General features: G+C 68.9%; 9 protein-coding genes and 1 pseudogene. 7 read left to right on the top strand and 3 right to left on the bottom strand.

All coding sequences use genetic code 11. The annotated features are described in order from the left end of the window. Positions 1-140: 140 nt before the first annotated feature. Positions 141-767 carry a hypothetical protein gene (locus ACIRG6_RS14655; protein ID WP_403322789.1) on the bottom strand — a complete coding sequence of 209 codons (627 nt, stop codon included), beginning with the start codon at positions 765-767 and terminating at the stop codon, positions 141-143. A gap of 254 nt (positions 768-1,021) precedes the next feature. Here ACIRG6_RS14655 and ACIRG6_RS14660 point away from each other — a divergent pair, with 254 nt between their 5' ends. The 5 genes and pseudogenes from ACIRG6_RS14660 (at position 1,022) to ACIRG6_RS14680 (ending at position 9,843) form a co-directional block, all read left to right on the top strand. Further along, positions 1,022-3,181, top strand: coding sequence for an N-6 DNA methylase (locus ACIRG6_RS14660; protein ID WP_403322790.1), 2,160 nt, complete (start codon positions 1,022-1,024; stop codon positions 3,179-3,181). Between the two features lie 163 nt (positions 3,182-3,344). Further along, entirely contained in the window at positions 3,345-5,336 is a 1,992-nt protein-coding gene (locus tag ACIRG6_RS14665) for a type I restriction-modification system subunit M (protein ID WP_403322793.1), read from the top strand. Between the two features lie 8 nt (positions 5,337-5,344). After that, positions 5,345-5,500, top strand: a pseudogene (locus ACIRG6_RS14670) (hypothetical protein); the annotation flags it as partial. A gap of 36 nt (positions 5,501-5,536) precedes the next feature. Continuing rightward, positions 5,537-6,664 carry a restriction endonuclease subunit S gene (locus ACIRG6_RS14675; protein ID WP_403323130.1) on the top strand — a complete coding sequence of 376 codons (1,128 nt, stop codon included), beginning with the start codon at positions 5,537-5,539 and terminating at the stop codon, positions 6,662-6,664. Beyond that, positions 6,661-9,843: a type I restriction endonuclease subunit R gene (locus ACIRG6_RS14680; RefSeq protein ID WP_403322796.1), complete on the top strand. Its 3,183-nt coding sequence runs from the start codon at positions 6,661-6,663 to the stop codon at positions 9,841-9,843. The genes ACIRG6_RS14675 and ACIRG6_RS14680 overlap by 4 nt, the downstream gene beginning before the upstream one ends. A gap of 53 nt (positions 9,844-9,896) precedes the next feature. Here ACIRG6_RS14680 and ACIRG6_RS14685 read toward each other — a convergent pair whose 3' ends face one another. Further along, complete coding sequence (locus ACIRG6_RS14685) at positions 9,897-10,103, bottom strand: DUF397 domain-containing protein (protein ID WP_403322798.1); 207 nt, start codon at positions 10,101-10,103, stop codon at positions 9,897-9,899. Then, entirely contained in the window at positions 10,100-10,954 is an 855-nt protein-coding gene (locus ACIRG6_RS14690; protein ID WP_403322800.1) for a helix-turn-helix domain-containing protein, read from the bottom strand. Before ACIRG6_RS14690 ends, ACIRG6_RS14685 begins: the two co-directional genes overlap by 4 nt. Positions 10,955-11,074: 120 nt before the next feature. On the opposite strand from ACIRG6_RS14690, the gene ACIRG6_RS14695 reads away from it, so the two are divergent. Together ACIRG6_RS14695 and ACIRG6_RS14700 are read left to right on the top strand one after the other, a co-directional pair. Further along, entirely contained in the window at positions 11,075-11,521 is a 447-nt protein-coding gene (locus ACIRG6_RS14695) for an ATP-binding protein (protein ID WP_403322801.1), read from the top strand. Between the two features lie 158 nt (positions 11,522-11,679). Then, positions 11,680-13,224: a serine/threonine-protein kinase gene (locus ACIRG6_RS14700; protein ID WP_403323133.1), complete on the top strand. Its 1,545-nt coding sequence runs from the start codon at positions 11,680-11,682 to the stop codon at positions 13,222-13,224. Positions 13,225-13,327 lie beyond the last annotated feature (103 nt).

The following is a 13,327-nucleotide window of genomic DNA, read 5'->3' on the forward strand; positions in this document are numbered from 1 at the left end:
CATGTGAGGCCTTAGGGGTTCATCCGGCAGAGACAGCCAGCAGCCGCTGGGCTGCACCTCAGCGAGGCAGCCGACACCGGCTGTTACGGATTTGTTGTCGACCTTGCCGGTTGCCCCTGAGCTGAGCCCGGACACCCGCCTTACCCCTCCCGCTTCCACTCCTGGCACCGGTTGGTCTTGAAGTACTCGCCCTTGTTGAGGGTCACCCGGCCGGTGCCCTCCAGGTTGTTGTTGGCGATGATCGAGCCGAACTCGCCGCTGGCGTCCTTGGCCCGCTCCCAGTAGCAGCCCCACTCGTCCTCGGGTCCGGCCGTCTTGTAGGTGCCGGCCTTGATGTCCTCGCCGACGAGGTACTCGCCGTCCCCGGAGAAGCTGGTCGCCGGGCCCGCCTCCTCGGTCTCTTCCGGCTCGGCCGTCACCGTCTCGGGCACGGTCTCCGTCACCGTGGGCGCGGGTGCGGCCTCGGCGGCCGGTGCCGTCTCGGTGACAGTGACCGTGGGGCGGGGGGCGGCCTTGGCGTCGGCGGTCTTCTTGCCGTCGCCGTTCGTGTCGCCGCCGGAGCCGATGCCGACTCCGACGAACAGGGAGACGAGGGCGACGGCACCGTACTTCAGCCATGTCCTGCGGCGCGGGTCGGGGCGCCCGGCCCGGCTGTCCGGCGGCACCGGCGGGAAGGGTCCCTGACCGTCACTGTGCGCGTGGGAAGCCGGTGGCACGGCCGGTCCCTTGTCGAGGCCGGGCGCCGGGGTGGGCTGCTGATCGGACATGAGGTGGCTCCGTTTCGTGTGGATGGACGCGGCGGGGCGGGCTCTGCGGCCAGGACGGTGGGCTGCGTGCCTTCGACGGCGGTGGTCGGCGTGGTCAGGCGCATGGAAGCCCCCGGGGTTACGGTGAGCGGGCTTCCATGCGGAAGCAAGCACAGAGAACCACAGACGCGAAAGCGTCGTCAATCGCGTTGACAGACTTGACGGGTGCTGTAGGTTGTTGACTGTTCGCTATCGAGAGGCCAGGACTCCCTGCCATGCCCCAGTCATCAGCCCAGGTGACCGCCGCCGAGATCTCCCGCATCGCGGGGGTCACGCGTGCCACGGTCAGCAACTGGCGCCGTCGGCACGAGGACTTCCCCGCGCCCTCGGGCGGCACGGAGAGCAGTCCGCTGTACGACCTGGAGTCCGTGCGCGCCTGGCTCGCCTCGCGCGGCCACGCCTCGGCGGCCAGCCCGTCGGAGGAGCTCCGCACGGTCCTGCGCCTGCACGCGCAGAGCGGCGGCGGCACGTCGGACCTGCTGCTCCTCGTCCTCGCGGCGGCGAGCCGCTCACCGGAGGAGCTGACGGCCACCACCCGGCTGCCGGACGCGGACATCGCCGCCCGCGCACAGGACGACGCGGCGTCGGTGGCCGAGGCCGTACAGGGCGCGGACCCCGTGCGTTTCGAGGCGGACGACGCGGCGGTGCTGCGCGCGCTGTACGCGTGTGTACGCGACGAGGGCGGCCAGGCCGCGCTGGGCGTGCTGGCGGAGCGGGAGCTGGAGGACAGCGCCGCGTCCGGCGCGTACCGGACCCCCGAGCCCCTCGCGGATCTGCTCGCCGGCCTGATCCCCGGCACCGCGGACCGCGTCCTCGACCCGGCCTGCGGCAGCGGCACCCTGCTGGCGGCCGCCGCCCGCCGGGGCGCCCGGGAGCTGTACGGCCAGGACTCGCTTCCTGTACAGGCCCGGCGCAGCGCCGTGAGCCTGACGCTGACCGCCCCCGGGGCCACGGTCACCGTGCGCGCCGGCGACAGTCTCCGCGCGGACGCCTTCCCCGACCTCGTCGCGGACGCCGTGCTGTGCACCCCGCCGTACGGAGTTCGCGACTGGGGCCACAACGAGCTGGCGTACGACCCGCGCTGGGCGTACGGCGTACCGGCCCGCGCCGAGTCGGAGCTGGCGTGGGTGCAGCACGCGCTCGCCCACCTCTCCCCCGGCGGCTACGCGGCCCTGCTCCTGCCGCCCGCCACGGCCGGCCGCGCGTCGGGGCGCCGGGTACGGGCGGAACTGGTACGCAGCGGCGCGCTGCGCGCGGTGATCGCGCTGCCGGTCGGCGCGTCGGTGCCGCTGCACATCGGACTTCAGGTGTGGGTGCTGCAGCGGCCCGAGCCGGGCGGCCCGGAGCGCAAATCCGTGCTGTTCGTGGACACGGCGGCGGAAACGCCGGCGGTGACGGCGGCCGGGCGAGGCGGGACGGCGCTGGCCGCGCGGACGCGGGGCGCGAGTCGGTCGGCCTCCGTGGACTGGGCGGGGGTCACGGCACGGGCGTTGGAGGCATGGGAGGCGTTCGCCACGGCCCCGGACGCTTTCGAGGGCGAGCCGGGCGTCGCGCACGCGGTCGGCGTGGTGGACCTGTTGGACGACGTGGTGGACCTGACCCCGGCACGGCTCGTACGGGCGTCACGAGCGGAGGTCGACCCGGCGAAGCTGTCGGCCGAGGTCGACGCCGCACGCCAGGACCTCGTGAAGGCCGCGAAGTCCCTCGCGCGGGCGGCCGGTCGCGAGGGCTGGAGCGCCGCGGACGCCAGTGCGCGCGAGTGGCGGACGGCGACGGCCTCCGACCTCTCGCGGGGCGGGGCACTCACCCTGCTCCGCTCGATGCCGGACAGCGTACGCACGCGGGCACACGCCGCGAGCGGTGAGAGGGGGAGACCGGAGACGCGGGCGGTGCTCACCGGCACGGACATCGTGACCGGGTCGGGTCCCACGGGAGAGCCGACGGGGCCGTACGACGACACGTCACCCGTGATCGCCGTCGGGGACGTCCTCGTACGGGCGGTCGCGAGCGCGGAGGGCCCCATGGCCCGGGTCGCGGGCGAGCAGGACGCCGGCGCGCTGCCCAGCCCGCAGGTCCACCTCTTCCGCTCGGACCCGGCCCGCCTGGACGCCTGGTTCCTCGCCGGGTTCCTGGGCGCGGAGGAGAACATCGCGGGCGCGTCGACCGGCAGCACGGTCCTCAGCGTCAACCCGGGCCGGCTGCGCGTACCGCTGCTGCCGCTGGAGGAGCAGCGACGGTACGGGGAGGCGTTCCGGCACGTGCACGAACTCCGGGCGGAGGCGCGGCGGGCGACGCGGCTCGCGGAGGAGACGGCACGGCTGCTGGCGGGCGGTCTCACGGGCGGGCAGTTGCTGCCGTCGCCGGGAGACGGCTGAGGCGCACGGCCGGAGGCAGGCGGCCGGGGTGGCGATTCGTCCCATTCGGCACGCAGGCCTTCACGCATAGACCACACTTGTCGGACCGTCCCGGTCGGCCGCTCATCGCGGCTCGGCTCGGGCGGTGGGGTTGGGACATTTCGGAAGGAATCTGGGGATCCAGTTGAACAGCAGTAAGCACACGGAGTTGGCGAACCACGCGTGGTCCGTCGCCGACCTCCTGCGGGGGGACTACAAGCAGTCCGACTACGGCAAGGTCATCCTGCCGTTCACAGTGCTGCGGCGACTGGAGTGCGTGCTGGAGCCGACCCGCGAGAAGGTCGCGGAGATCGCGGAGCAGCACAAGGACAGCGGCATCGACCCGGACCGCTTCCTGCGCCGGGCCTCGGGGCACTCCTTCTACAACCGGTCGCGCCTGACTCTGAAGAAGATCGCCGCGGACCCGCAGAACGCGGCGAAGAACCTCCACGTGTACATGGGTGCCTTCTCCGACAATGCGCGCGGAGTGCTGGAGCGCTTCGACTTCGCCCAGCAGATCAAGAAGCTCGACGACGCCGACCTGCTCTACAAGGTGATGGGCAGGTTCACGGACCTGGACCTGCACCCCGAGATCGTGCCCAACCACAACATGGGCTACATCTTCGAGGAACTGATCCGCCGCTTCTCGGAGCAGTCGAACGAGACGGCCGGTGAGCACTTCACGCCGCGTGAGGTCATCCAGCTCATGGTGCGGCTGCTGGTCGCCCCGGACGGCGACGCGCTCCAGCTTCCGGGCGCGGTGCGCACGGTACTCGACCCGGCCTGCGGCACGGGCGGCATGCTCTCCGCGATGGACGACCTGATCACGGAGTTGAACCGTGACGCCACGGTGGAGGTGTACGGGCAGGAGCTGAACCCCGAGTCGTGGGCGATCTGCCGGTCCGACCTCATGATCAAGGGTCAGGACCCGGAGAACATCGCCTTCGGCAACTCCTTCTCCGACGACGGCCACGCCCGCAAGACCTTCGACTACATGCTGGCCAACCCGCCGTTCGGCGTGGAATGGAAGAAGGTCAAGGACGAGGTCGAGCACGAGCACAAGGCGCTCGGTGAGGCCGGCCGCTTCGGGGCGGGGCTGCCGCGCATCAACGACGGTTCGCTGCTGTTCCTCCAGCACATGATCGACAAGATGAAGCCGGTGGACGTGAACGGCGGAGGCGGTTCGCGCATCGCGATCGTCTTCAACGGCTCGCCGCTGTTCACGGGCGCGGCCGGCTCGGGCGAGTCGGAGATCCGCCGCTGGATCCTGGAGAACGACTGGCTGGAGGGCATCGTCGCCCTGCCGGACCAGCTCTTCTACAACACCGGCATCTCGACGTACTTCTGGATCCTGACCAACCGCAAGAGCCCGGACCACAAGGGCAAGGTCGTGCTGCTGGACGCCCGCGACCAGTGGCAGAAGATGCGGAAGTCGCTGGGCGACAAGCGCAAGCAGCTGAGCGCGGAGCACATCGCGACGGTGGTCAAGCTGTACGGCGAGGCGCTGGCCGTGGCGGGCGATGCGGAGCATCCGCTGCACGGCAAGGTCAAGGTCTTCCGCAACGAGGACTTCGGCTACCAGCGGATCACAGTGGAACGCCAGCTGAAGCTGCGGTTCGAGGTGACGGAGGAGACGCTGGCAGCGCTGGAAGCGTCGAAGGTGATCCAGAAGCTGCCGCAGGCTCCGGCTCTGGCCGACGCCTTCAAGTCCCTGACGGGCAAGAGCTGGAGCACGAAGCAGGAGGCCTGGCTCGCCCTGAGGGACGCGGTGGTGCAGGCTGGCGGGACGTGGCCCACGGGGGCACCGTTCAACAAGGCACTGCGCGAGGTCATCGGGGTGCGGGAGCCGGAGGGCGAGGTGCAGCTCGTCAAGGGGCGTCCTGAGCCAGATACAGAGCTCCGGGACTACGAAAACGTTCCGCTGGGCGAGGACGTCGAGGAGTACCTGGCGCGGGAGGTCCACCCGCATGTGCCAGATGCGTGGATCGACCACAGCAAGACGAAGATTGGGTACGAGATTCCGTTCACTCGACACTTCTATGTGTACGAGCCGCCGCGGCCGTTGGCGGAGATCGACGCGGAGTTGAAGGCGCTGGAGACGGATATTCAGGGGCTGTTGGGGGAGGTCACGGCATGAAGCGAACAATGCAGCACACGTCGCTGGGTTGGGCCCGAACCATTCCTAGCCACTGGCAAATTGTGCCACTTAATTTCGTTGCCAGAATGGGCACTGGGCACACCCCCGACCGCAATAAGCTCGAGTACTGGCGGAACTGCACTGTCCCATGGGTAACCACTCCCGACGTTAGCCAGCGGGGGGACACTCTGGCTCCTCTCATGGAGACGGAGCAGAAGATCAGCGAACTCGGCATGGCCAATAGCGCTGCGGTGCTGCACCCTGCTGACACTGTGATGCTCTCGCGGACCGCTTCCATTGGCTACAGCGTTCGCATCGGCCGTCCAATGGCCACCACGCAGGCTTTTGTGACGTGGACCGCTGGCCCACGGCTGGATCCGCGATACTTGCTCCTTGTGCTCCGGGCCATGAAGCAAGAGTGGGACAAGCTGGCCTACGGTTCAACGCACCTAACGATCTACATGCCAGATCTCGAGTCCCTCAGGATCCCTCTTCCGCCTCTTGAAGAGCAGCGCCGCATCGCCGACTTCCTCAACGTTGAGACCGCCCGCATCGACAAACTCATGATGTTGAGGAGACAGCAGCGTTCTCTCTTGAGCGAACGCAGTCGGCGTGCCATCGAAGATCTGGCGACAGGGGCAGATCTTCCATCTAGACCGTCAGGAAACCCTTGGATCCGCACTGTGCCCGATGGCTGGGCCGTGCTGCCACTCAAGCGACGCTGGCAGATTATTGACTGTAAACATCGAACCCCGGAATACATTGACAACGGCTACCCGGTCGTGAGCCCAGGAGATGTGTCTCCGGGGCGTCTGGACCTGTCACGCGCGCATCGCTTCGTCGGCGAGCAGGACTTTCGCGACTTGGCCGATGATCTGAGGCGACCCCGACGCGGAGACATTGTCTACAGCCGGAACGCCTCGGTTGGCACAGCCGCGTACGTAGACACAGAAGCGCCTTTCACAATGGGGCAAGATGTATGCCGGATCACGAGTTCGGATCAGAATCAGCTATTTTTGAGCTACGTGCTCAACACCGCAGCTTTGGCAGAATTGCAGAGCCTTCAAGTTGGTAGCACCTTCACCCGGGTAAACATAGGGACTCTGCTTCAGCTGTCAATCCCATGCCCACCGCCTACGGAACAGCATGAAATCGCAAAGCGGATGGACGAGACCAACGAGGCGGGGCGTCACCTCGACAACCTCCTGATCCGTCAACTCGACACCTTGCTTGAACGCCGCCAAGCCCTCATCACCGCCGCTGTGACCGGCCAGTTCGACGTCTCCACCGCGAGCGGGCGCAACGTCACGGAAGGAGTCTCCGCATGAGCCCCGCGTACGACGAGTCCTCCTTCGGTTCCGCCATAGTCGCCGCCCTCTGCGAGCGAGGCTGGCGTGAGGCACACCCCGAGGACTACCAGCCCGACCTCGGTCTGGACACCAATGAGCTGTTCACCTTCATCGGCGCCACCCAGCCCAACGAGTGGAATGAACTCCTCACCGTCTACGGCGGCAACCCCAACGAGGCCCAGCGCGGTTTCGCGCAGCGCCTCGACCGGGCCATCGCTGACGACGGCCTGCTCCACGTCCTCCGCAACGGCGTGAAGGACCGCGGAGTCCGGCTCCGCGTCGCCTACTTCAGGCCCAACCTCATCTCCGCCGACTCCGTCCTCGACGGCTACCGCGCTAACCGCCTCACCGTCGTCCGCGAGCTGCCCTACGCCACCAAGCAGGCCGACTGGGGCCACCGCCTCGACCTCGCCCTGTTCCTCAACGGCATCCCCGTCGCCACCACCGAGCTGAAGAACCCGCTCACCGGCCAGGGCGTCGAGCAGGCCAAGGAGCAGTACCGGACGGACCGCGACCCGACCGAGCTGATCTTCACGCGGCGCGTCATCGCGAACTTCGCCGTGGACCCGGACCTGGTCTTCGTCACTACGCAGCTGCGCGGCAAGAGCACCCAGTTCCTGCCCTTCAACACTGGCTCGAACGGTCCCGGCCAGCCCGGCGGCGCCGGCAACCCGGCGCCCACCGCCCACGGCAAGTACGCCACCTCCTACCTCTGGGAAGAGGTCTGGCAGCGGGACAACTGGCTGGACCTCCTCCAGCGCTTCGTACACCAGCAGAAGGAGAAGACGCCCGGCGGCGGCGTCACCAAGAAGACGATCTTCCCCCGCTTCCACCAGTGGGACGTGGTCCGGAAGCTCACCGCGCACGCCTCCGTCCACGGCGCCGGCCAGAACTACCTGGTCATGGCCTCCGCCGGGTCCGGCAAGTCGAACACCATCGGCTGGCTGGCCCACCGTCTCAGCGATCTGCACGCGCGCAGGGACCCGGCCGTTCTCCGGCCCGACGCCCTGGCCGAGGGCCGCATCAAGCCCGGCGAGCCCGTCTTCGACAAGGTCATCGTCATCACGGACCGCCGCAACCTGGACGCCCAGCTCCGGGAGACCGTCGGCAGCTTCAGCCAGACCGACGGCCTGGTCGTGAAGGTGGACGAGAAGCACGGCGCGAAGAGCGAGCAGCTCGCCCGCGCCCTCTCCCGGGACACCGGCAAGATCGTCACCGTCACCCTGCACTCGTTCCCGGCGCTGCTGAACTACATCAAGGACAACCCCACCGAGATCAAGGGCACCCGCTTCGCGATCATCGTCGACGAGGCGCACTCCTCCCAGTCCGGCGACGCCGCCACCGCCGTGAAGTCCGCCCTGCGCGACCTCGGCCTGGACGCCGACTCGGACGACGAGGGCGCGACCACGGTCACCGTGGACGACAAGCTGAAGGCGAAGGCGGTCGAGCGCTCGCACGCCGCCAACCTCTCCTACTTCGCCTTCACCGCCACGCCCAAGTCCAAGACCCTCGAACTCTTCGGCACGGAAGGCGTGGAGAACGGCAAGGCCGTCTACCGCCCCTTCCACACCTACTCCATGCGCCAGGCCATCGAGGAAGGCTTCATCCTCGACCCGCTGCGCAACTACGTCACCTACAACACCTACTGGAAGCTCGCGAACCTCAACCACGACGAGAAGGAGGTCGCCCCCTCCAAGGCGAACAGCCTGCTCGCCCGGTTCGCGCTCATGCACGAGCACACCGTGTCCCAGCACGCCCAAGTGATCGTCGAGCACTTCGTCGCCCACACCCGCGGTCGGCTCGGTGGCCGGGCCAAGGCCATGGTGGTCACGGCGTCCCGCCACTCCGCCGTGCAGATGGCCCGCGCCATCCGGAGCTACATCGCCGACCGCGAGTACGACACCAAGTACCCGGACCTCGGTGTCCTCGTCGCGATCTCCGGCTCCCTCACCATCGACGGCGAGGAGACCACCGAGGTCAAGGAAAACCGCGGCCTCTCCGAGAGCACGTTGCCCAAGGCGTTCGCCTACACCCGCGCCGACGACAAGGCCGTGAAGGCCGGCGGCAAGGGACAGCAGGAGTACCGGATCCTGGTTGTCGCCGAGAAGTACCAGACCGGCTTCGACCAGCCCCTCCTGACCACGATGTACGTGAACAAGACGCTGACCGGCATCGCCGCCGTGCAGACCCTCTCCCGCCTCAACCGCACCGCCGAGCGCAAGACCCAGGCCGACCTCGCCGTCCTGGACTTCGTCAACGAGGCAGAGGACATCCAGGACGCGTTCCGCCCGTACTTCGAGGAGGCGCACACCCTGCCCTCCGACCCGAACCTCCTCTATACGGCTCAGAGCCGCGTCATGTTTGCGCCGATCATCTCGGAGCAGGACATGGACGAGTTCGTCGCCGCGTACTTCGAGGCGCAGGAGAAGGCGGGCGGTTCGCAGTCCAAGTGGGAGAAGCTGCACGCCGAGCTGTACCGGCTCCTCTCCCCCGCCGTCACCCGCTTCACCAGCCTCCTGGAGAGCGAGGAGGAGGACGACGTCGAGACGGCCGAGGAGTTCCGCGCCAACCTCAACGACTACGTCCGCAAGTACGGCTTCCTCGCGCAGATCGTGCCGTACCGCGACGCCGAGTTGGAGCGCCTGTACCTGTACGGGCGGTACCTGCTCAACCGGCTCCCCCGGCTCGCGGACGGCGGAGTCGACATAGGCGAGGTCGACCTCAGCCACCTGCGCGTCGAGAAGACCGGCGAGCACGACGTGTCCCTCAGCCCCGAGGGCCCCGCAGAGCTCAAGGGCTTCGGCGACGGGGTCGGCGGTGCCACGGACGCCGAGAAGTCACTGCTGTCCGAGCTGATCGAGAAGTTCAACGCCAAGTTCGGCACGGAGTTCACCGAGGAGGACGTCCTTCCGGCCTTCAACGCCACGAAGGACGACCCGAAGGTCCGGGCCGCCGCCGTCGTCAACGACGAGGAGAACTTCGGCATCGTCTTCGACAAGAAGTTCGAGGAGAACATGATGGATCATGTCTCCACGATCGACACGCTCGGCAAGCGGTACTTCGGCACCGACCGGGACTTCAAGTCCAACCTCGACCGCAGCGCCCGCCGCGCGGCCTGGCGGATGATCCGCCGGGAGGAGGGGTTGGACGACATCTGACGTACCTTGGGCCCGGTACGGCGTTCGTATCGGGCCCAGGGCATTCCATCGATTCAGTGCTCTGCGGTCATCCGCAGGAAGCCGGCCCACGCTTCGAGGCCGAAGGCGATCCTGGCTACCGAGGGCCGCTTCGAGTCCCTGACGAGAATGGATCCGGAGACTGCGGCGACCTCAACGCATTCACCACCGTTGCCCGTGCTGTAGCTGCTCTTGGTCCAAGCGGCCTCGGGCACAGCCGCCTTGCTGTGCTGCACGCTCATGTGTCTCCCATCAGTTGCTCGATGAACGTCACTGACTCGCTCGGTGTCAGCGCCTGTGATCGGAGGATGCCATAGCGCGCTTCAAGCGTGCGGACGTACGCGGCGTCGGTGTAGAGGCGGCTGTGATCCTGTACTTCCGCGTAAGCAAGGCGCTGTCCATTGTCAGTGTCGATCAACGAGAAGGGGCCGCCCAACGCTGCGTTGTCCTCCCGGTCGATCGGCATGACCTGTACCTCGACGTTTCGGGACTGGCCCGTGACAAGGATCTGCTCCAACGCCTCCCGCATGACTTTCGGGCCGCCGATCGGCCTGCGTAGCACCGCTTCCTCGATCACGAAGCTCATCAAGGGCGCGGGACGCCGACAGACCATCTCCTGCCGCACCATGCGCGCCTCAAGTCGCTGCTCGATCACGTCGTCCTCCAGCAGTGGCCGCTGCATGTGGAAGACTGCCCGGGCGTAGTCCTCCGTCTGCAGCAGTCCCGGCACCGCGTACACCGCATACACGTTCAAGGCCGTGGCCCTCGCCTCCAGCCGGGCCATGTCCCGGAAGAACGCCGGGTATTGAGCCCGTCCCACCTCCTCCTTCAGCGCCGTGAGAACCCCACCCGCCCCCAGCACCTCGTCCGCCTTCTCGATGAACCGGGCCTGCGGGATTCGCCGTCCCTGCTCGATCGACGCCACCGTGTCCGCCGAGTACCCGAGCCTCTTGCCGAACTCGGCCCGCTCCAGCCCCGCCCGCGTCCGCAGCAGTTTCAACTGCCGCCCGAACGCGGTCACCACGCCTGTCCCCTGCTCGTCCTCCGGTCGCTGCTGCCGCTGCGCCGCCGGCTCCTCGTCCCTCACGGTCACCGCCCTGCCTCCTCTCGCCGCGTACCACCGCGTACAGCGCCCGCGCCCGCTCCGTACGGAGAACCGACGTCAGCGCGTCACCACTGGTCACGCTAGGCCACGGACCGCCACCGTGAGTGCATGACCGCAACACAACCACCCGTGACGGTGCACAGGTTCGCCATGTGCTTCAGTTCCACCCCGCGTGGCGCCCGTCTGGCCCGGCGCCTGTGCGCGCACCGGCTCGACGCCTGGGGAATCCCGTACGGCAGCGACGCGCACGACACCGTCACGCTGATCGCGTCGGAGCTGTGCGCCAACGCCGTGCGGCACGGGCACGTCGCCGGCCGTGACTTCCACGTGCTCCTCATCGCCGACCCGGCGACCGGCACCGTACGCATCGAGGTCACCGACACCCGGGGCGAACGCCTCCCCCGCCTCCCCGCCGCCGTGCCGGAGGACGGCGACGGCGGGCGCGGACTGCTTCTCGTCGAGGCGCTGGCCGACCGCTGGGGGTGCTCACCCCGTTCCACGGGCGGGCCCGGCAAGACCGTCTGGGCGGAGTGCGCCGCTCCCGGCCTGTCCTGATCCCACACCTGCTCCGCGACCTGGCTGGACGCCCGAGCAGCGCGCCCGGGAGACTGATCCCTTCGGACACTCGACGGGGCGGGAGCGGGGACCAGGTGCCGGACGTACGACGGATCGCGGAACGCTACGAACTGCTGGAGCGATTCGACCACGGCGGCATGGGGGACGTATGGCGCGGCTACGACACCGTGCTGGACCGCCCGGTCGCCGTTAAGCTGATCCGCCCGCAGGCCGTCACCTCGCCGCATCTGGCGGAGGAGTTCGAGAAGCGGTTCCGGCGCGAGGCACGGGTCACCGCGCGGATCCAGCACCCGGGCGTGCCGCAGGTGTACGACGCGGTGCTGGACGCGTCGTACGAGCAGCTGTTCCTGGTGATGGAACTGGTCGACGGCGTGCCGCTGACCGCGTACGTGCACCCGGACCGTCCGCTCCCCGTCAGCTGGGCGGTGGCCGTGGCCGCGCAGGTGGCGACGGTGCTGTCGTACGCGCACGACGTGCCGGTGGTGCACCGTGACCTGAAGCCCGGCAACATCCTCGTCGCCCGGGACGGCACGGTGAAGGTGCTGGACTTCGGTATCGCGGCGATCCTGCGGACGGACGTCACCAAGCTGACCGCGACGGGCAGTCCGATCGGGACGCACCAGTACATGGCGCCGGAGCAGGTGCGCGGTGCGCGGGTCACGCCGCGCACCGACCTGTACGCGCTGGGCTGTGTGCTGCACGAACTGCTCAGCGGACGGACGCTGTTCAGCGGGGACAGCGAGTGGCAGCTGATGACGCAGCACGTCAACGCGGCCCCGACCCCACTGCGGCGGCTGCGCGGCGACGTACCGGCGGCCCTGGAGGAACTCGTCCTGCACCTGCTCCGCAAGGCACCCGAGGCACGCCCGGCGGACGTGCAGGAGGTGTACGAGCGGCTGCGGCCCTTCCTGCCGGCGCCGGGCGAGGATTCCGCGCCGCAGGAGGCGGGGCCCGTCGGGGCACCGGACCCGACGGGCATCTTCCGCCGGCCCTACGCGCCCCGCTCGCGCACCGGCGCGCGGTCCGCCGCGCCCGCCGTCGGCCCGGGCGCGCCGCCCGTCCTCCCCGCGGCCGAGCGGGAGGCGCTGCGGGAGCAGATCCTCGACGTCCACGCGCACTACCGCGCCTTGTTGGAGGAGGAGCGGTACGCCCAGGCCGCCGAGGTGGTGGGTGAGATGATCGAGCCCGCCGCGCGTGCCCTCGGGTCGGAGAGCAAAGCGGTGCTCGGACTGCGCATGCGCCGGGCGGTCAGCCGTCAGCTGGCCGGTGACCACCGGGCCGCGCTGCCCGAGTTCGAGGCGCTGGCCGACGCCTACGCCCGTGTGGGCGGCCCGAGCAGCGAGGAGGCGTTGGACAGCAGGGCCCAGGCGGCGCGCTGCCGTGGTGAACTCGGCCAGGTGACCGAGGCGCTGGCCAGGCTGAACGGCGTGCTCGGCGCGGTGCGGGCCGTGGACGGCGACGTGAGCGAGAACGCGGTGGAGCTGCGCCGCGACATCGGCATGCTGCTCCTCGCGCAACAGCGGGCGGCGGAGGCCTTCGACGTCCTGGAGCCGCTGCACGCGGACCTGTGCGTGGTGTTCGGCCCGGACGACGAGCTGACCGCCGAGGTGGCCGAGACCCTGGCGGTGATCCGTCTGGATCTCGACGGTCTGTCTCCTGACCAGACTCTGCGACGCAACTAGAACCGCATAATGCAGCGAGGCGTTCGCGACATGATGGAATGATCAAGTTGGCGGAAGCAGCGTCGACGCATGTCCCATGCTGCGCCTCGCGAGTGGGAGGGAA

The organism is Streptomyces flaveolus (assembly GCF_044765825.1).
Taxonomy (GTDB): domain Bacteria; phylum Actinomycetota; class Actinomycetes; order Streptomycetales; family Streptomycetaceae; genus Streptomyces; species Streptomyces flaveolus.